We start from the raw sequence: 20,498 nt of genomic DNA on the forward strand, positions 1-20,498 counted from the left end.
CTTCTGGCGTTAGTTCTTGCCCTAAATCTTGCTTTAACTGAATCATTTCAAGCTGTTGATCCAAAGAAATAGTTTCTTCTTGTGTACACTCATTTTGCTCCTGTTCAGCTTGTAACCAAGCAGGAACGATTTCCTTACGGATGATATGTTTAGGTATAAATAGTGCTGCTGTCTCGGCTTCTGTATGTATGTCTGACTCAGGTGTTGGTTCTTCCATATTCCCTTTAAGTAGATTCTTAAATTGATTGAGTGCAATTTGATAAACAAGACGGCACATGTCATCCAGTGATAGGGGAGTACCCTTATGATTCGCTTCATGGACATATTTATCTAAGCCTACAATGGCTGTATAAGCGATTTCATGAACTTGTTCTTTCACAATCTCAATCTTTGTATCTCGTTTTACGGCTTTTGCTGCATTTTGAATACGCGCATAAAAGTCTTTTAGTTGATGACCATATTTCCCTGCATACACATGATTTACTTTTTTAGGCACACCTTTGATATAAGCAAATGACTGTGAAGCAGATATTAAATGATTATTTAAATGCTTTTTAGGTAAATCAAGGTTAATAAAGGGGGACGATGTTTTTTCGCCCTCAAAGCTCGGTGTATCAACGTTTTCAGTACTTTCTGGACTTGTCACAGGAGTTGTCACAGGAGTTGTCATTTCTTCTTGTTGAAGCGTTTGAATACCTGTTGTATCGTGTGCAAAAAAGATTTCCTCACAAATTTGATTAAAGTTCGTGTGGCTTTTAAGGATAAACACATAGCTATCAGGATGAGCACCTGTTGTATCTTCTTTAATGTAACGTGCCACGATCATAAATGGTGTTTCCTTTAACGATTTCACAAAGCGAGAAACGGTACTTTGGGATACATCAAACTTTTCCATAAGTGTTTTGGAGTGAATCGCTTGAATACCTGTGGCAACAAGGTTATAAATCACGTAATCTAACATTTCCATACGTTTTTTAGGGAATACTTTATGTAGGGCTTCTTGTTGTTGTTTAAAATATGTACGAAGGGTTTCTAAAAACGCTTCTTTCTTTTTACGAAGGGTCGGTTTTTCTTTCCATAACCATTTAAATCGTCCGTTGAAGGTATTTACATCTGGTAAATAGCAAGTTAATATCTTGTTCATTTGTTCATCTTCTCCTTTAAGGAACACAAAAAAGACACTGTTTCCCTGAAGAAAGGAAAACAATGCCGTGATTTTGATGAACTAAGCCCTTGAAATAGATGTCAATTTCATATAAAATAAAACCATAAGTTTTATTTTATAGAAAAACTAACTCTATTAACAAGAGACTTCGACAAGTGTTTTCCCTACCGTAACTAGGGGGAACGGTTTAAGAGTGGTGGTACACTACTTAAACAGTTGAAGTCTTTTTTCTATCCGCACGTTTTTGTTAGTTTTATTATAGCGTTAACTAGTCTCATAATTCAATAAAAATTAGCAAAATATATCAAAACAAGTATTTTTAGCTACGATCGGTTTGTTATTTCTTTAGGAGTCGACTTCATCATAGCTGAATTTGTGGAATTTGGGGAGGGGTATTTTTTTACCCCTCCCCAATTAGTTAAAAGTATGTTATGATGTTTATTTTGTTATTTTTGGGAATTTAATGAATGAATACAACTTCAATGTTAAGGGTAAATGGGCATTCTGGTTAGTGCCATTTTTTATAGTCCTTTTTCTAAAAGGGGACTATAAAAAATGACACTATGCAAAATTCAAAAAGTATGATATAGGCAGGTTCTACTTATAAATGTAGAAGCCGCTTTTTTTATTAATGTGTGAGGAGAAAATAGTCCTATTAGAAAATTAGGAGCCTCAAGTGGTGAGCTTACTTATGAGAAAATTAGTGCAGTTCCATTCTTTTTTTGTTTATATTTGAATTGATTACAAATGTCAGATATAGCGTCGCCAGGATATCTAAATTTGTTTTTAAGCATGTAATCTTGAATGTATTAATATGTGACTTTATCGAGTAAAATCATCTGGATTTTGTAATCATCATCTCTAGGCTTCCTCATCAATTTTTTTAACATATCATTTAAGTTTTTCATCGGAATTACATAACGTTCCATCATCTTACTGTTGGCTTCAATTAAATTCTCAGGATGTCTTTCTGGCTCAGATTGTTGATTGAAAATAGCTAATGTGTGAACCTTATTCCTTGAAAATTGTTATCATGATTGACCATGTTTCTTTGCTAACTTATCAATCTTTTTAACATCAATAGGACCAACATCTCTTATTTGAAGTTCCATATTTGTTTGAAATTCTTAAAATACTGGTGCCCCTTAAAAAATAGAGAGAAGAGCATAAGGGGTTTTTGCCCCCACAGACTGTGTGGGATTAGGCAGAGCCTAACAAAACCTTGGGTACAAGGAAATGTTTGCAAGAACCCCCTCAGCGCACCCTCGAATTAAAGGACAGTCCCTTCACCGTACCTTCAGTGATCGCAACATTTGTGTCAGAAGCCCCTTCACCGGCCCTTCATAGTTGATAAATGTCCCCTCAAGGGTCACTTCATTTTGAAGTGTTTTTTGAAAAAATAAGACAGAAGCAAACGATCTTTCTTTATTTATTTCGCACCTTTGTAATCAAAACGGCCATTTCTTTTTGCTTACAATACAAGTGATTTACTCGTGCTTTTTTATCATTCATGAATCAAATTTTATTCTATAAATGATTACCGTTCTGAAAAAATACACGTTCATAGGCGTCGATATTTATTTTTTTTATGTAGAAAAAGATTTTATAAAAAAGAAAACGAAAGGCTATGGAAAAGCCAAGACAGAATCTAAAATTGTGATAAAAAAGATGCGATTCAATCTAATGATGAAAGCATTCAGTTCTATGAGGGTGACCAAAAAAGTCTACAAGAAAAGATCCAAAAATTAAGTTAAAAGCAACAGGATTTTGTCGTAAAGTGAAAAAACACATGTTAACAGTAGGTCAACATGTGTTTTTTTGAGGTTCACAGCAGGTTCACATGCTCAATTTTCATGTTCACAGTAGGTTCACGTGAAGGAGCTTACATCAACAGTAGGTTCACACTTTAGAGGTTTTCGTGATATCACGGTTTTGCTAGGCTTTGCCTAGCCTATCACCCTATATGATAGCAAAAACCCCTTATGCTCTTCTCTCTTTTGTAGTGGGAACCACAATTTACAGGAAAGGAACGAATGTCATGGATATGTTTTTACAAAATATCGATTTGATTGTCGTTTAAAAATTAGGTGAAATCGCGAAAGGAAAGAACATTTCTTCCCAAGAATTTTTAAAAGTCAGCTTAAAAAGGAGGGAGGTACAGAGAGAGTTAAAGGATTATGACAAGGGAAGAAAAGTGAAATAATAAAATGGATTTACGAAATTTTTTGCACGGAATGATGGCGCACAAGAGATAGAACGTTAAAAAAAGCAAAGGTTTGAAAACGAAGTGAAGGCTGAAGAGTATTCTTGTTTTATACTGGGAAAGTAGAAGGAGAGAAAAAGCAGCAGGCAAAACAAGGTGAGGCTCTTTTAGTTATGAAAGATCCATATTTATAAATTCATAGTCAATCAATTGAATCTTATAAAGACCTTTTCCCCCCCCATTTTGCGAGCAATGCACATAATCATTACAGAACTTACAATGGGTTAGATCCTCCTTCCTAATTGGTGGATTAACAATACTCCCACAATAAAGACAAGTTAGTGTAGTCACTATAAAACCCTCTTATGTTGTAAAAAAAGAGAGCATTAATGCTCTCTCTTAACACTCAGGATTCATACTCCTTTTCTTCATCAATCCATCTATCTTCGGTCAATAGCCCACACTTGGGGCATTTATATTTTGGATCTATTTGAGTTGTTATTTCCTCAACTTTACAAGGTTCACATAAATGAATTAAAAACAAGTATTATCACACTCCAAATAAATAGAAACCATATCATTGTTATTATTATGGGTTCCATAAGTGATAATAACATCTTTTTCATATTTTAAAAGGTTACATAATATCAAATTAGCTTCTCCTTAAAAGAGAGCAGTATTAGAAAGTATATGAGTCAAGGATTAAGGGGAGGGCTTCTTTTTATTTTGTCTTCTTACCATATAACCCTTATCATGGAAGTAGATGATAATTATGGTGAAGGAGGACGCAATTATGCGAGCAAAAATCGAAAAGGCTAAACATGTGGTCATGTTTAGAGCTACAGGAGAGTTTTATGCGCATGAGGTCAATCAAGATAAAATAAGAATGGGTTTTTTTGTCTGTCCTTCATGTGAAGTCAAAGTACATTATAAACATGATCATTTCTTTTCTCGTGAGCATACACGAAATTGTATCTATGTGAAAGAGCAATTTAAGAAAAAAGCCTACTAGATAAATGAAGATTCAATGATTTTATATGAGACTACGGAAAAAGGGGGAAAACTGCATGAAAAATCGTGTTTATCAAAATGGACGCTTAATTCAAACAAATAAAAAGTTTTCAGCATTGAAGAAAAACAGAAAGAGTGGATAACGAACGAATTAAGACAACGTTATATCAGCGCAATTAACTATCCTTATACCAAATTACACCCTAAGAAACGAGATCAAATTTTAGACGAAGTGTACGACCTTATCGAGAGAGAAGAAATTTGGATACCTTATGACGAAGTGAAGAGACACTATTTTAGTAAAATCCCTTCGTTTATTCGTAAGAATAAGAAGATAATGCAAGAAGAAACAAAAGATGTCTAGAGTAACTATAGACGGGCACTTTTTTAAACATCCGATAGCCTCAAGGCTACATAACAGGCTTAAGCCTGTTATAGTACTATTTATATACTTGTAGGAAGGCACCTAAGGTTCCTTTGTTGGGGTGATAAATCCATCCATAGAAAATAAAATGAAGTAGAATATCGCAGCAAGAAGAGGAGAATATGAAATGAAGTCAACAGGTATTGTACGAAAAGTAGATGGATTAGGAAGAGTTGTTATTCCAGTTGAGCTGAGAAAGGTTCTTGCTATTAAAGAAAAAGACCCTATCGAAATCTTTGTTGATGGGAACCAAATTATTTTAAAGAAATACATGTCTTATAACGAATGTATAGTAACAGGTGACATCACTCCTCAAAATAGGGAATATGCAAAAGGTTTAGTGCTAAGTCCAAGAGGGGCAGAAATTTTTAAAGAATGAAATTGAGTTTAAGTTCAATATAAAGGCTTAATTTATACATGATTTTATGCAGTAAAGGTAATTTGTCAAAGGCTTGAAATCTTAATAAATCTATAATGTATAAAATTATGCATAAAAAATAAATTTAAATGTCACGTCCTCCCTTGGTACTCAAGGGAGGGCGTTTTTTTATTTGATTCTTTTAAGCGTTATTACGTAAACAGTGATTACAAAATTTGAAGTTGTACTATAGATTCGATCTTACTGTTGTTAAAAATCTATAAGTTTAGTAATGTCTCCCTCTAAATAAGTTTTATTTTTTATACTTATCACGTCTTTCTTTAGGGTAATAGTGGTAGTATGTCTAAGGTTTAAAGATTAATAGTGATTAACTTAAAGTTTCTGCACCATAACCTTCATAATGCATTTAATAAGCCATAAAGGTTTAAATCAATTCAAATAAAAGTATAGACAATTACGTATGCCTATACTAATATAATGAAGATGTCAATTGAAAGCGTTTTTAAGCTCTATCTAAAAATGCTAAAGTAATATGAAAACAGTTTTACTAGCTTCAATTGGGGAGTACAACGGTTGTAAAACATATTAGAATCTGGATCGTGATTAAAGTCTCTTAAATAGCAGTAAGGAATGAAATTTTACAAAAAATAGACTTTTTCTCTATCGGAGCAAATGATTTAATATAAGAAACAGGTGAAACTCATGAATACAAGACAAAAAGAAATTTTGTATCTATTGTTATCTCAACCTGATGAATATTTACTGGTGCAGGAATTTGCGGATAGATTAAATTGTTCTGAAAAAACAATTCGCAATGACTTGAAGATGATTGAATATTACCTTGATAAGCATTCAAATGCTCATCTAATTCGAAAACCAGGACTAGGTGTTTATTTAGATATAGAAAAACATGAAAAAGTGCGTTTATGTAATAAGTTTTATATAGTAGGTAATAATGCAGAGTATGAAATCGGTGAGGAAAGGTTATTGCAAATCTCCTATAACTTACTAATGAATGTAGAGCCAATTACAGCAAAAGAGTTAGCTGCTCAATATTTCCTAAATAGAGCTACAATAAAGAAAGACTTAAATAAAATTGAGAAGTGGTTAGAGCATTTTAGCTTAAGACTAGTCTCAAAACAACGAGTAGGTTTGATAATTGAAGGAACTGAAAAAAATAAAAGAAAAGCATTGGCTAGAATGTCAGATTTAATTAATAACTCAGATTTTGTAGGTCATTTTGTTAAGAGACAGTTTTTATCTCATGAAGTAGAATCTGTAGCAAATGAATTGAAAGCGCTCCAAATTCGTTATTCTTTATATTTTACAGATGAAACGTTTGAAGGTTTATTATTGCATACATTGTTAATGATTCGACGAACGAAACTAAAACAATCTATTTCAATTTCTAAAAGGGAAATAACTCTTTTACAGGAGAAAAAAGAATATAAGTGGACTTGTGAATTTCTTAAAAGATTGGAACAAGTTTTCGCCATGCGTTTTCCGGAAGAGGAAGTAGTGTATTTAACATTGCATATATTAGGTGGGAAGGTTCGTTATCAAAAAAATGGTGCATCATGGAAATTAGATGAAAGCGATGAAGAAAACACCGAATTTTTTAAGGTTCTATGTCATTTAATTCATCGTGTATCTGAACTAACTATGCTAGATTTTGGTAAGGATCAAGTTTTGGAAACGGGGTTAAAAGTCCATTTGTATACAGCTTTAAATCGAATAAATTATGATCTTTCTGTATCAAATCCAATGTTGAATGACATTAAGAAGATGTACCCTTACATGTTTGATATAGTGATTGATGTACTTGGAGAAATTAATCAGTCGTGTGCTCTTTCTATTCCAGAGGAAGAAGCTGCATATCTTACCTTGCATTTTCAAGCATCTATCGAACGTTTAAATGGTAATAGGCAAAAGCAAAAGAACGTAATCATAGTATGCCATATGGGAATTGGAATGTCACAATTATTACGGACAAAGATTGAAAGGAAATTTCATCAAATTTATGTGATGGATTGTATTGCGAAAGCTGATTTAGAGGAGTATTTAACGAAGCATCATGATGTGGAACTTGTTATTTCTACAATATCTCTTCCGGAATTAAAGATTCCTTACCTTGTCGTATCACCACTATTAGAATCTACAGAAGAAAAGAAACTAGGAGAATTTATCAAAGAACTTGAAGAACCAGTCCGTCAAGAACAAATAGAGTTTGCTCTGCTAAACTATGCAACCCCTTTTCTAGTTTTTTTACAAGAGGATATAGAACACCGTTATAAGTTAATCGAGAAGTTAGCAAACGCCTTGTTTGAAAAAGGTTATGTCGAAAAAGAATATGCTGTTCATGCAATTATGAGAGAAAAAATGTCAGCAACAACCATTGGGGCAGGTATTGCAATTCCTCATGCGAATTCCAAATTCATTAAACAGTCAGCAATTGCTATCGCTACATTAAAAGATCCCCTTGAATGGGGAACTGAAAAAGTGAACCTTGTATTTATGTTAGCTGTAAAAAATGATGATCAAAAAATGACAAAGAAATTATTTCAAGAGTTATCTTTTATAAGCGAACAACCATTCTTTATTCAAAAACTTACTAAAGAAACAAACGTAATGAAGTTTCTATCCCATTTACATTATTAAAAAAAGCAAGGCATTTATGCCTTGCTTTTTTTGTTTGATAGGGAAAAAGTTCAATTTTTCCGGAAGCTACGGTAAAAAACAAAACTTTTGACTTTGTGATATTGCTATATAGTATTTGTAGGCGCTTACGAAAAAGAATTTGAGGAGGACTAGAAATGAAACTGTTAGCGATTACATCATGTCCAAATGGGATCGCCCATACTTATATGGCAGCAGAGAATCTGCAAAAAGCGGCAGATAGATTAGGGATTCAAATGAAAGTTGAAACTCAAGGTGGAATAGGAGTGGAAAATGAGCTTACTGAAAAGGATATTCATGAAGCAGACGGCATTATTATAGCTGCAGATCGAGCTGTAAATAAAGATAGATTCACAGGGAAAAAGTTACTAGTTGTAGGCGTTCAAGATGGTATCCGTAAGCCACAAGAATTAATTCAAAAAGTAGCAAGTGGTAATGTACCTGTTTACCAGTCACTATCAAAAGAAGAAAAAAGCAATCAACCGCAGAAAAAACAAAATCCAATTTATCGTCATTTAATGAATGGTGTATCCTATATGGTTCCATTCATTGTAGTTGGTGGATTGTTGATTGCTATTGCTTTAACCCTTGGAGGTGAAAAGACACCAAAAGGTTTGGTTATTCCAGATGATTCTTTTTGGAAGATAATTGAGCAAATTGGAAGTGCCTCATTTACTTTTATGGTTCCAATTCTAGCCGGGTATATTGCTTATAGTATTGCAGATAAACCAGGGCTTGTACCTGGTATGATTGGTGGATATATTGCAGCAACAGGAAGTTTTTATGGAAGTACAAGTGGTGCGGGGTTTTTAGGAGGTATTATTGCTGGTTTCTTAGCAGGATATGTAGCGTTAGGAATTAAGAAATTAAAAGTTCCCAAAGCGCTCCAACCTATTATGCCAATTATTGTTATCCCAGTAGTTTCTTCCCTTATTTTAGGGTTAGCATTTGTATTTATTATCGGTGCACCCGTGGCACAAGTTTTTGTAACATTAACTGCTTGGTTAGCAGGTATGCAAGGATCTAGTTCCATTCTTTTGGCATTAATTTTAGGAGCTATGGTTTCTTTTGATATGGGTGGTCCAGTTAATAAGGTTGCATTCTTGTTTGGTTCAGCAATGATTGGTGAAGGAAATTACGAAATTATGGGTCCAATAGCTGCGGCAATCTGTATTCCACCAATCGGAATGGGACTTGCTACGTTCTTAAGAAAGAGAAAATATCAAGCTTCAGAGAGAGAAATGGGTAAAGCAGCATTTACAATGGGTCTATTTGGTATTACAGAAGGAGCTATTCCATTTGCAGCACAAGATCCACTTCGCGTAATTCCAAGCATTATGGCCGGTTCTATGACAGGTTCTGTTATTGCGATGATAGGTCACGTAGGAGATAGAGTAGCACATGGTGGTCCGATTGTTGCAGTACTAGGAGCAGTGGATAATGTACTTATGTTCTTTATTGCTGTTATTGCAGGTTCTTTTGTAACTGCTATTTTAGTAAATGTGTTAAAAAAGGATATTGCTAAAGTAGACATGCAAGAAGTAGAAGCAATAAAAGAAGTTTCGACAGGAAAAGAAATACCACAAGTTCAAAAACAAGTAGAACAGGTAGAAATAAAAAAATTAAAAGATATAACGAGTTTAGAACTGATTGATACTGATTTAATGGGAGAAACACGTGACGATATTATTGATGAAATGATTGGAAAACTAAACTTTGCTGGTGCGTTATATTCAGAGTCTGAATTCAAACAAGCTATTATGAATCGAGAAAAAGAAAGTACGACAGGCATTGGCATGAATATTGCGATTCCTCACGGAAAATCGGATGCTGTTAAGAAACCAAGTGTAGTATTTGGAATTAAACAATCAGGAGTAGATTGGAAAAGTCTTGATGGAACAGAAGCAAAATTAATATTTATGATTGCCGTACCGAAAAGTAGTGGAGGAAATGAACATTTGAAAATTCTTCAAATGCTCTCTAGAAAACTAATGGATGACAGTTATAGGGAACGATTATTATCTGTCCAAACAAAAGAAGAAGCATACAAACTACTAGATGAAATCGCATAAAACAAAGGGAGATTAATTATGACTGAACTATTATTTTTTGAACCCGTTTTCAAGGAAAGAATTTGGGGTGGAACAAAATTAACTTCTTTTGGTTATGAGATTTCATCGGACCAAACAGGAGAGTGTTGGGCTTTTGCAGCACATACACATGGACAAAGTGTTGTGAAAAATGGTAAATATAAAGGCTTAACTTTAGGTGAATTGTGGAAGAAAAACCGAGCTGTATTTGGGGATTTGGATGGAGATTGTTTTCCTCTTCTAACAAAAATTTTAGATGCTAATCAAGATCTATCTGTTCAAGTACATCCAAATGATGAATATGCCAATATCCACGAGAATGGAGAATTTGGGAAAACAGAATGTTGGTATGTTATTGATTGTGAAGAAAATGCAGAAATTATTTATGGACACCATGCAAAAACAAAAGAAGAATTCATGTCTATGGTAGAACAGGAAGAATGGGATAAGTTATTACATCGTGTAAAAGTAAAGCCTGGAGATTTCTTCTATGTTCCAAGTGGAACTGTTCATGCAATTGGGAAAGGAATTTTAATATTAGAAACGCAGCAAAACTCTGATACAACTTATCGATTATATGATTATAATAGAAAAGATTCAGAAGGGAATACACGTGAGCTTCACTTGGAAAAGAGTGTGGAAGTTACGGAAATTCCATGTACATCAAATAAACTAACTGTTCAACAAGAAAAAATAAACGATTTGAGTGTAACCACTTTTATTGAATGTCCGTACTTTTCAGTACAAAAATGGTTATTAAACGGTCCGACTAGTTTAAAACAACAAAAACCTTTTCTTCTTGTTAGTGTAATAGATGGGAAAGGGAGTCTAATTTCCGGAGGGAATACATATTTCTTCAAAAAAGGAGATCACTTTTTAGTACCTAATGATTTTGAAGAATATCAGCTTGTAGGAAACGCTGAGTGCATTGTTTCAAGCCTGTAGTGCCTTCATTTATGAATAAAAGAGATACTGTTAAAGGCTATGGTTTACATTCATTGTATGGAGGCTGAAATGATTCTTATCTTGAAGAAGGTGTGTTTGCACGGGACGGAAATTACAGAAATTCAAATGCTCGTTTTAACGTAGCAATTTCTTTATGAATGCTAGATGACCTTAAAGAAGATGATGGCACACTACTATAATAGGTCCAGTAATATATTTAAGGCTACGATGATTATTATATTTAGAATGGTTCTGAATTTCAGTATACACATGACAATGAAGATAAATCCCTTTTCTTCTCTACACGAACTGTGGCTAGCTAATGGCTATTTCTATGTTATTTGTAAATTAAAACAGTGCTGTGAAATGGAACTTATCATCTAAATTAGAATACGCCCTTGCTAAATAAACGTAAAGGCGTATTCTCAATAAACTTCTACTATGTATACATTTTGGAGAAATAGTTTTGATTTACTCCGTTAAACATAAAAAGCCTCTTTATATTTCTTTTGTAAGAAATAATCAAATGTAATTAATGTTATAAGGGAGATGATATTTTGAGTAAGAGTAATGAAATGATAAGACTAGCAAACCAACGAGGCTATACAGTTAATAAAGATGGTGAGATATTTAACCCAAAAGGGAGAAAAGTAAAGGGTTCCATACGTAAAACTAAAAATCATTTCTATAAAACATTCGGTATAACATATCTTGGAATGTCAAGACCAATACTAGTTCATCGGTTTGTAGCTTATAAAAAATTTGGAGAAGCTGCTCTAGAAGGTGAATGCATTAGACATCTCAATGATAATTCTTTAGATAATAGACCAGATAATATTGATATTGGAACTTATAGAGAAATTTTTGATGCTACAAAGAATAAAATTCCAGTATGAAAACCGTAATATTACAAATAGTATGTAAAAAATTTTTCACATAAATCTAAAAGTATATTATATATATTTTCTTATTTTACTTGCTTTATATCAGCAAGTTTTTTATTTTAATCATAATATAGGAAGTGAAAATAAAAGATACTCTAGTTATATTCAAATATTTAGAACAATAAATAAAATTAATCATTTTTAATTAAATGTCTAGACATTTAATTAAAAATGATTATAATAATTATTATAAGGTTTATTTGAAAGCGCTTAATAAAAAAGGGGAGTTTGATTAAAATGTACAAAATTTTATTAGCTTGCAGTTCAGGAATGTCTACTAGTTTATTAGTTACAAAGATGCAAGACCATGTGAAATCTTTAGGGGAAGAAGCTGAAATTTGGGCAGTGGGACAAGATAAAGCTAAACAAGAAATGGAAAAGGCAGATGTTGTGCTAATAGGACCACAAATGAGTTTTTTAAAAGGGGAATTTCAAAAAGAAGCACAAAAGCATGGAATCCAAGTGGATGTAATTGACATGATGGCATATGGAATGGCTGATGGAAAAAAAGCCTACGAACAAGCAGTAAGCTTAATAGGAGGTAAGTAAACATGGAAAAAATACAATTAGAAAATTTAACTGAGGAACAAGTTAGCTTCCAAATAATCTTACATAGTGGAACAGCTAGAAGCAAAATTATTCAATCGCTACGTGAATATCGAGAAGGAAATTTAGCACAGTCTTCCACTTTATTACAAGAAGGAGAAGCTGATTTACAAGTCGCCCATGATATTCATTTTCAGATGATTCAAAAAGAGGCAGGTGGAGAAAACACTCCTTTTTCTTTACTTCTAATGCATGCTGAGGATCATTTAATGTCGACGTTAACAATGAAAGAGCTTGTAAAAGAAATGCTAGAAATTTTTAAAGTTAAAAATCTCTAGTCTAGAGATAACAGGGGGATATTTTATGAATCAGGGTTTCTTTGATAAATTGAGCAAGTACCTTGTCCCAATAGCTGGAAGGTTAAACAATAACCGATATCTATCTGTATTACGGGATGCATTTATGCTAGCGTTCCCATTGACGATTTTTGGTTCAATTGCGGTGGTACTAATGAATCTTCCGTTCCTTGACAAAATTATGAGTGAAAGCAGTTTAAATGCTTTTCGCTCAGCTTTTAATATAGCTCCACAGGTGACAATGGGAATTATGACCATTTTTGTAGTATTTGGGATAGGTTATTATCTTTCTAAAAGTTATGGTGTAGAGGCTGTATTTGGAGGTGCTATTGCTCTAACGTCCTTTCTCATCCTTACACCATTTTTACTAGAAGTAGAGGGGAAAGAGGCCATACAAAATGTTATTCCAATTGACAGACTAGGAGCTAAGGGGATGTTCCTTGGTATGCTTGTCGCCTTTACATCAGCGGAAATATATCGATTTATTGTCCAAAAGGATCTTACAATAAAGATGCCCCCAGGTGTTCCTCCGGCAGTAGCTAAATCATTTTCTGCTCTTATTCCAGCTGTGATTACGCTAACTATTTTCCTTGGAATTAATATTTTGATTACCCAGGTATTTAAAACAAATATGCATGACATAATTTATCATCTAGTGCAAGCTCCATTAGTACATCTAGGTAGTGGAATTGTGCCGACATTAATTGCAGTTTTTGCTATTCAGTTGCTATGGTTCTTTGGTTTACACGGCCAAATCATTATTAATTCTGTAATGGATCCAATTTGGAATACATTAGCTATCGAGAACTTAGATGCATATACCAAAACAGGAGAAGTTCCCCATGTGATTAGTAAACCATTTATGGAGATTTATACAGTTGGCATGGGTGGAACTGGGATGACACTTGCTGTCGTAGTATCTATTTTACTTTTTATGAAGAGTAAACAAATGAAACAAGTTGCAAAATTAGGATTTGCTCCAGGACTTTTTAATGTAAATGAACCAATTATCTTTGGATTACCTATAGTAATGAATCCTTTAATCATTGTTCCTTGGATTTTATCACCAATAATCGTTACGCTAGTTTCCTATTTTGCAATGTCTACAGGGATTGTACCACCTCCAACAGGTGTAACTGTTCCTTGGACTGTTCCTATTTTTATTAATGGCATAATGGCTACTAACTCCTTTGCAGGTGGATTGCTGCAGTTGGTTAACTTTTTCATCGTTCTAGCTATATGGTTTCCATTCTTAAAAGTTATTGATCGAGTAAATCTTCAAAAAGAACGAGTTGAAGATGAAAATAATTCAAATCAAAAAATTTCTTAAAGGGGTAATAAATATGAAAATTATGGAAGAAGTTCAAAAATATTTCAAATATCAGTTCCCGAAAGGTTTTTGGTGGGGATCTTCTGCATCTGCTACACAAACTGAAGGTGCTACCGACATAGAGGGAAAAGGAAAAAATATATGGGATTTTTGGTATGAACAAGAACCAAGCCGTTTCTTTAACGGAGTAGGTCCTGCTGATACCTCTCAATTTTACTATCGTTATAAAGAAGATATTAGATTAATGAAGGAAATTGGACATAATTCTTTTCGTTTATCTATTTCTTGGTCTCGGTTGTTTCCAACTGGTAAAGGTACAGTAAATAGTAAGGCTGTAGAATTCTATAATAATGTCATTAATGAAATGGTGGAAGCAGATATTGAGCCATTTGTAAACCTGTATCATTTTGATATGCCTATGGCTATGCAGAATCTCGGAGGGTGGGAAAATCGTGAAGTTGTAGATGCATATGTAGAATACGCTACAACGTGTTTTCAGTTATTCGGAGACCGTGTGAAAAAATGGTTTACACATAACGAACCGATTGTACCAGTAGAAGGTGGATACTTGTATGACTTCCATTATCCAAATGAGGTTAACTTTAGAAAAGCAGTTCAGGTTGGTTATCATACCATTCTATCTAGTGCAATGGCTATCCAAGCATACAAAAAATTAAAACAAGATGGAAAAATAGGTATCATTCTTAATCTGACACCTTCTTACCCAAGAAGCCAACATCCTGCCGATGTGAAGGCTTCCGAAATTGCAGATGCCTTCTTTAATCGCTCGTTTCTTGATCCGTCTGTAAAAGGAGAATTCCCAGCAGAGCTCGTTGCTATTTTAAAAGAAGAAGGATACATGCCAGTGATGGAAGAAGGAGATCTTGATTTAATTAAGTCCAATACAGTGGATCTTCTTGGAGTTAACTATTATCAACCAAGACGAGTGAAGGCTAAAGAAAATATGCCTAATCCTGAGGCACCATTTATGCCTGACCGTTATTTTGATAATTACATTATGCCGGGGCGTAAAATGAATCCACACAGAGGATGGGAAATCTATGAAAAAGGTGTATATGACATCTTAATAAACGTAAAAGAAAATTACGGAAACATTGAATGTTTCATTTCTGAAAACGGTATGGGTGTAGAAGGAGAAGAACGCTTCCGTGATGAAGAAGGAATAATTCAAGATGATTACCGCATTAAGTTTATAGAGGAACATTTAAAGTGGGTTCATAAAGCCATCAAAGAGGGATGTAACGTAAAAGGATATCACTTATGGACGTTTATGGACAACTGGTCGTGGACAAATGCTTATAAAAATCGTTATGGTTTTGTATCAGTAAACCTTGAAAAAAATGCAGAACGTACAGTTAAAAAGAGTGGAAGATGGTTTAAACTAGTATCCGAAAATAACGGTTTTTAAGTAGAAGATGGTCATACGACCATCTTCTTTCAAAATGTATAAGAGCTATCCAAGCCATAAATTGACCGTAATTTATTACTACTTTTAGTAAGGGAGTTACAAAGTAATGAATTCTAATCACTTATTATTATTTATAGGGGATAGTATTACAGAGTCAGGAAGAAATAAAGAAAATGAACATCTAGGAGATGGGTATGTACGATTGATTCGAGATTATTTTCTGATTAATTCCCCCAACAAAGTTGCTACAATTCTAAACAAGGGAGTGGGAGGAGATAAGATAACCGATTTGAACTTACGGTGGGAAGAAGATGTTATTAAACTAAATCCAGATTATATTTCTATTTCCAGTGGCATTAATGATGTTTGGAGACAGCTCGATCATCCAGGGAAAGAGCAAGTTTACCCAGATCAATTCAAGGAAATTTATAGGCGTTTACTAGCGAGGGTAAAAGACCGTACAAAAGCTAAGCTTATTTTAATGGAACCGACCATTATTGAAGAAGACAGAAATTCGGAAGGGAATAAAAAATTAATTCCCTATGTAGAAATCGTACAACAATTAGCAAAAGATTTCCATGCTATACTTGTGCCTACTCACCAGGCCTTTATTAGATACCTCAGCTCAACCTCAGAGTGTCGTCTTATCACTGATGGGGTACATATGAACTCAACTGGAAATCTTCTAGTGGCTCACACATGGATAAAAAGCTTTAAGTTATAGTGAGGAAAACCTCATTAGCTAGTGTGTATTTGGCTATAATCTCCAGTATTGGTATGCAAGCAATTATAAATTCCCATTGTTTTGGTAAAGATTATATTTTAATTTTAAGTATATACATTAGTTATTAAAAGTATATACATTCATATTGTGTATATTATAATAATGAGTATAACTAGGGAAATGCAAATAATAACATGACTTAGCTATGGGAATTTACAGCATATATAAAATAACAATTGTTTTCTTTAAGCAATTACTGGAGGAGAACCTATTGAGTAAATACGAACATATTTCAAGTGAAATGAGAAAGAGAATACTAGAAGGAGTGTATCCTATTGATCAGCCTATCCCTGATGAACTATCTCTTACCAAAGAATTTACTTGTAGCCGAATGACGGTAAAAAGAGCCTTAGATATTCTTGTGATGGAAGGATTGTTATATCGTAAGCGAGGACATGGAACCTTTATTATTAAATCAGCTATCCAAGATAATAAAGTGAATGCCACCGATAGAGAAAATTTAGGATTAACGGGCCTTCTTAAAAATAAAAAGATCGAGACAAAATTAATTAAGTTTGATGTACTGTTTCCGCCGCCCCAGGTAGCTGCTCATCTATCAGTGGACGATGATACGCCAGTATATCATGTTATTCGTCTAAGAAATGTAGAAGGAGAACCTTTTGTTATAGAAGAAACATACATGCCTACCAATCTTATTGTTGGTATAGATAAAAGTGTTCTTTATTCCTCTATTTATAGTCATATTACAGACAAACTGGGACTTAAAATTGGAGGGGCCCATCGGAAGGTGAGGGCAGATAAGTCAACGGATTTGGATCAAGAATATTTAGGCTGTAAGAGTGATGACCCAGTTTTAGAAGTCGAGCAAGTAGCTTATTTGAATACAGGTGTACCATTTGAGTATTCATTTTCAAGACATCGCTATGACAAGTTTGTGTTTACCAGTGTGAATATTAGAAAATAAGCACTTACAAATTTGATTTTAAGAGAAAAAATAATCCATTAATCTATGCGTAAGAAAATGATAGTAAATATTGTTGGGATATCAAGAGTCAAATATTTTATTGGAAATTACAGAACAAAGGGGAATTGTTATGCTATACGGGGGAATAGAAGCAGGTGGAACGAAATTTGTATGTGCTGTAGGTGATGGAAATGGACAAATTTTTGAAAGAGTCCAATTCCCTACTACTACACCTGAGGAAACAATAAAGCAGGTTAGTGAATTCTTTAATCAGTTTAATTTAAGGGCCATGGGTATAGGAGCATTTGGTCCCTGTGATGTGAATGTCGAAAGCGCTACCTATGGGTATATTACTTCCACACCTAAGCTCAGTTGGAGAGGTTATCCTATCCTAAAGAAGCTTGAAGAGTCATTTAATATACCAATAGGTTTTAATACAGATGTGAATGCTGCTGCCTTAGGAGAAGTAACATTAGGGGCTGCAAAGGGGCTTGATAGTTGTTTATATATTACGGTAGGAACAGGAATAGGTGCAGGAGCTGTGGTAGGAGGAAAACTTCTTCAGGGGCTTTCCCACCCTGAGATGGGGCATATCACCGTTCGACGTCATCTCAAAGATACTTATCCAGGGATATGTCCTTATCATAATGATTGTCTGGAAGGGCTTGCTGGAGGGCCTGCCATTAAAGAAAGGTGGGGAAAACCAGGGATTGAATTAGTGAATAGTTCAGAAGTATGGGAAATGGAATCCTACTATCTTGCACAAGCTTTGGTCCACTATATCCTTATTTTGTCACCTAAGAAAATTATTTTGGGTGGAGGAGTAATGAAGCAAAAACAGTTGTTTCCCCTCATTTATAGAGATGTAAAGAAGCTGTTAAATAAATATATTGAATTTCCGCAATTATCTGATGGAATAGAAAAATATATTGTTTCTCCAGAATTAGGGGACCTTGCGGGAATTACAGGAGCGTTACTTCTAGGCAGAAAAGCTAACGAGACACAACCGGAAAAACAAAAATAAAAGAACAAAAGGGGTATATTATAATGCTGCAGCCATTATTTCTAAAGCCAGTTTTTCAGGAGAGAATTTGGGGAGGCAAGGGATTAGAGGATAAATTTGCGTACAAAATCCCTCATGATAAAACAGGTGAGTGTTGGGCAATTTCAGCACATTTAAATGGACCATCTACTGTTGAAAATGGTCCGTTCTCTGGAAAGACTTTAAATGAAGTTTGGAGAAATCACCCAGAAGTTTTTGGTTACTATGAAGGGGATACTTTTCCACTTTTAACAAAAATTTTAGATGCTAATCAAGATCTGTCTGTACAGGTACACCCTGATGATATCTATGCAAATTTATATGAAAATGGAGAACTAGGTAAAACAGAGTGTTGGTATATCATTGATTGTAAGGAAGGATCAGAGATGATATATGGTCACAATGCTAAAACAAAAGATGAATTCATTAAAATGATTGAAAACGAGGATTGGGATAAGTTACTTCGTCGAGTAAAGATAAAACCAGGTGATTTTTTTTATGTGCCTAGTGGTACCATTCATGCCCTATGCGAAGGAACAATCGCACTTGAAACACAACAGAGTTCTGATACTACATATCGCATTTATGATTATGACCGAAGGGATGAGAATGGAAAAAAACGTGAACTACATCTTAAAAAGGCAATAGATGTTACGACAGTTCCTTTCATAGATATAAATAATCAACCCATTGTAACAAAATATAAAGATTTACTAGTTACTACTTTTGTGGAAAGTGAATTTTTCTCTGTTCATAAATGGGAAATAGATGGGATAGCATTTTTAACAATGGACAAACCTTTTACGTTATGTAGTGTAATAAATGGAAACGGAATTCTTAGGGGAGAAGAAGGAGAATATTCGTTTAATAAGGGCAGCCATTTTATCCTTCCTGCAAAAGTAAGAAATTTTGAGATAAGTGGAAACTGTGAATTGATTGTTTCACATTTATAGACTAATAAGTTGATTTATAGCGAGATAAAAATGATCATTTAAAGGATAAAATATTGTACAGTTTAAGTGTAGAGGTACTTAAAAGGAAATTTAGAAATAAAATACCTCTTTTAAAGAAACAAACAAAAGTAGTATGGATAAACAGAGGGCTAAATATTTAATTTTCAAGTGAAAGGTCATGATGACAAGAGATCGATCATGCTGGTAAAGCTAGTTTTATTGCTCTAAGTGTAAATCAAACCATGATTATGCATTTTTAAATAAATACAGAGTAAAAACTTAGAAGGGTATATCTTATGATATGACCTTTTATTATGGTTAAATTTCATCTTTTTTTCACTATTAAATGATAAATTAATTGTTCATCATGCTGTAAAGCATTTTTTCATAGATATTCCCCTTCACAAGCTTACCTAAAAAAGGTGAGCTTTTTTTATGACCTGCATTATATTTACAATTACTTCTAAACTAACTATAGTCCCTTTGATTAACCCATGTAGTTTATTAATTTCCTGGTATTCTCCTCGAAGCGCAGGTAAGAGTTTTTGCTTAATATACTTATTCACCTTTGTGACCGAGATATCAAATTCATAACCACTTTCTATATGACTGTCATCTTTATTAATAGAATTTATTTTTTCTTGTTGGTTATATGTATAGCTAGTTTTCTTTAATAAAGTAGATGACATGAATATTATATATTCAATAAAAATAAGTTTGATAGAATCACAAATCATAAAAAACATTTTTCTTATTTGTAAATTAATTAATAATTTATTATGATACATCTATATAAAGTTAAATGTTAAAAGTTTTATAAACTTATATATAAATATTAAAACATTTTAATTAAAAATAGTTATATCATTTACCTACCTTGTAGAAAAACATTCTATTTGTCGTCACTAAGAGTAAATAGTAAAATTATATTTTTTATAATACAGTTTGTACATTTACAGTTTTAAATAGAATACGTTTATATTGTATTTTTAATTAGATTTATCGTATCACAAACATACTAACATCAAATAATTATATACTTTCTGTTTAGTGAAAATAAATACATCAATTTCTTAAAAAGGAAGTAGAAGATGAAGTGGTATATAATAAAAGTAAAACTCACAATTTGTCGTCACTAAGTATAAGTAGTAAAACCTTAGTAATATATGAAGTACTTTAGTATTTACTTAGATGATAAAATAACTTAAGTAAGGTTATTTTCTGAAAAAGAATCGATCGCAATATTGATTTTTAAAGTTATGTGTATATGAATCTACAAATCTGGACAGGCTAATA

The 20,498-nt window shown here is 33.4% G+C and carries 15 protein-coding genes; 14 read left to right on the plus strand and 1 reads right to left on the minus strand.

Annotated elements, in window-relative coordinates:
* Window positions 1-1,144, minus strand: a 1,144-nt coding sequence (locus AC0C45_RS25525) for a replication protein (protein ID WP_472928958.1), incomplete at its 3' end; no start/stop codon positions are given.
* Window positions 1,145-4,161: 3,017 nt separating this feature from the next.
* Between AC0C45_RS25525 and AC0C45_RS25530 the strand changes: the two genes are divergently transcribed.
* The 14 genes from AC0C45_RS25530 to manA (AC0C45_RS25595) all read left to right on the plus strand — a co-directional run bounded on the left by AC0C45_RS25530 (window position 4,162) and on the right by manA (AC0C45_RS25595) (window position 19,202).
* Complete coding sequence (locus AC0C45_RS25530; RefSeq protein ID WP_353636128.1) at window positions 4,162-4,380, plus strand: hypothetical protein; 219 nt, start codon at window positions 4,162-4,164, stop codon at window positions 4,378-4,380.
* Between the two features lie 550 nt (window positions 4,381-4,930).
* A complete protein-coding gene (locus AC0C45_RS25535) occupies window positions 4,931-5,182 on the plus strand; it encodes an AbrB/MazE/SpoVT family DNA-binding domain-containing protein (protein ID WP_472928959.1) in 252 nt (83 codons plus the stop codon).
* A 702-nt stretch (window positions 5,183-5,884) separates the two neighbouring features.
* Window positions 5,885-7,840: a BglG family transcription antiterminator gene (locus AC0C45_RS25540; protein WP_472928960.1), complete on the plus strand. Its 1,956-nt coding sequence runs from the start codon at window positions 5,885-5,887 to the stop codon at window positions 7,838-7,840.
* A 155-nt stretch (window positions 7,841-7,995) separates the two neighbouring features.
* Window positions 7,996-9,930, plus strand: coding sequence for a fructose-specific PTS transporter subunit EIIC (locus AC0C45_RS25545; protein ID WP_472928961.1), 1,935 nt, complete (start codon window positions 7,996-7,998; stop codon window positions 9,928-9,930).
* Window positions 9,931-9,948: 18 nt separating this feature from the next.
* The gene (manA, locus tag AC0C45_RS25550; protein WP_472928962.1) at window positions 9,949-10,893 is read left to right on the plus strand and encodes a mannose-6-phosphate isomerase, class I; all 945 of its coding nucleotides are present in this window, start codon (window positions 9,949-9,951) and stop codon (window positions 10,891-10,893) included.
* Between the two features lie 557 nt (window positions 10,894-11,450).
* Complete coding sequence (locus tag AC0C45_RS25555; protein WP_472928963.1) at window positions 11,451-11,789, plus strand: HNH endonuclease; 339 nt, start codon at window positions 11,451-11,453, stop codon at window positions 11,787-11,789.
* Window positions 11,790-12,074: 285 nt separating this feature from the next.
* The gene (locus AC0C45_RS25560; protein ID WP_472928964.1) at window positions 12,075-12,386 is read left to right on the plus strand and encodes a PTS sugar transporter subunit IIB; all 312 of its coding nucleotides are present in this window, start codon (window positions 12,075-12,077) and stop codon (window positions 12,384-12,386) included.
* Between the two features lie 2 nt (window positions 12,387-12,388).
* Window positions 12,389-12,721, plus strand: a complete 333-nt coding sequence (locus AC0C45_RS25565; protein WP_472928965.1) for a PTS sugar transporter subunit IIA — start codon at window positions 12,389-12,391, stop codon at window positions 12,719-12,721.
* Between the two features lie 25 nt (window positions 12,722-12,746).
* Window positions 12,747-14,069, plus strand: a complete 1,323-nt coding sequence (celB, locus tag AC0C45_RS25570) for a PTS cellobiose transporter subunit IIC (protein ID WP_472928966.1) — start codon at window positions 12,747-12,749, stop codon at window positions 14,067-14,069.
* Window positions 14,070-14,091: 22 nt separating this feature from the next.
* Complete coding sequence (locus tag AC0C45_RS25575; RefSeq protein WP_472929034.1) at window positions 14,092-15,498, plus strand: glycoside hydrolase family 1 protein; 1,407 nt, start codon at window positions 14,092-14,094, stop codon at window positions 15,496-15,498.
* Window positions 15,499-15,604: 106 nt separating this feature from the next.
* Window positions 15,605-16,222 carry an SGNH/GDSL hydrolase family protein gene (locus AC0C45_RS25580; protein WP_472928967.1) on the plus strand — a complete coding sequence of 206 codons (618 nt, stop codon included), beginning with the start codon at window positions 15,605-15,607 and terminating at the stop codon, window positions 16,220-16,222.
* Between the two features lie 271 nt (window positions 16,223-16,493).
* The gene (locus AC0C45_RS25585) at window positions 16,494-17,207 is read left to right on the plus strand and encodes a GntR family transcriptional regulator (protein WP_472928968.1); all 714 of its coding nucleotides are present in this window, start codon (window positions 16,494-16,496) and stop codon (window positions 17,205-17,207) included.
* 130 nt (window positions 17,208-17,337) lie between these two features.
* The gene (locus AC0C45_RS25590; protein WP_472928969.1) at window positions 17,338-18,231 is read left to right on the plus strand and encodes an ROK family protein; all 894 of its coding nucleotides are present in this window, start codon (window positions 17,338-17,340) and stop codon (window positions 18,229-18,231) included.
* Window positions 18,232-18,251: 20 nt separating this feature from the next.
* The gene (manA, locus tag AC0C45_RS25595; protein WP_472929036.1) at window positions 18,252-19,202 is read left to right on the plus strand and encodes a mannose-6-phosphate isomerase, class I; all 951 of its coding nucleotides are present in this window, start codon (window positions 18,252-18,254) and stop codon (window positions 19,200-19,202) included.
* The last annotated feature ends 1,296 nt before the right edge of the window (window positions 19,203-20,498 follow it).

The organism is Priestia sp. VA7, assembly GCF_055710015.1.

Bases quoted from the DNA above. Each gene is read 5' to 3' on its own strand.
- AC0C45_RS25530 (WP_353636128.1), top strand. From the start codon at position 4,162: ATGCGAGCAAAAATCGAAAAGGCTAAACATGTGGTCATGTTTAGAGCT.
- AC0C45_RS25535 (WP_472928959.1), top strand. From the start codon at position 4,931: ATGAAGTCAACAGGTATTGTACGAAAAGTAGATGGATTAGGAAGAGTT.
- AC0C45_RS25540 (WP_472928960.1), top strand. From the start codon at position 5,885: ATGAATACAAGACAAAAAGAAATTTTGTATCTATTGTTATCTCAACCT.
- AC0C45_RS25545 (WP_472928961.1), top strand. From the start codon at position 7,996: ATGAAACTGTTAGCGATTACATCATGTCCAAATGGGATCGCCCATACT.
- manA (WP_472928962.1), top strand. From the start codon at position 9,949: ATGACTGAACTATTATTTTTTGAACCCGTTTTCAAGGAAAGAATTTGG.
- AC0C45_RS25560 (WP_472928964.1), top strand. From the start codon at position 12,075: ATGTACAAAATTTTATTAGCTTGCAGTTCAGGAATGTCTACTAGTTTA.
- AC0C45_RS25565 (WP_472928965.1), top strand. From the start codon at position 12,389: ATGGAAAAAATACAATTAGAAAATTTAACTGAGGAACAAGTTAGCTTC.
- celB (WP_472928966.1), top strand. From the start codon at position 12,747: ATGAATCAGGGTTTCTTTGATAAATTGAGCAAGTACCTTGTCCCAATA.
- AC0C45_RS25575 (WP_472929034.1), top strand. From the start codon at position 14,092: ATGGAAGAAGTTCAAAAATATTTCAAATATCAGTTCCCGAAAGGTTTT.
- AC0C45_RS25580 (WP_472928967.1), top strand. From the start codon at position 15,605: ATGAATTCTAATCACTTATTATTATTTATAGGGGATAGTATTACAGAG.
- AC0C45_RS25590 (WP_472928969.1), top strand. From the start codon at position 17,338: ATGCTATACGGGGGAATAGAAGCAGGTGGAACGAAATTTGTATGTGCT.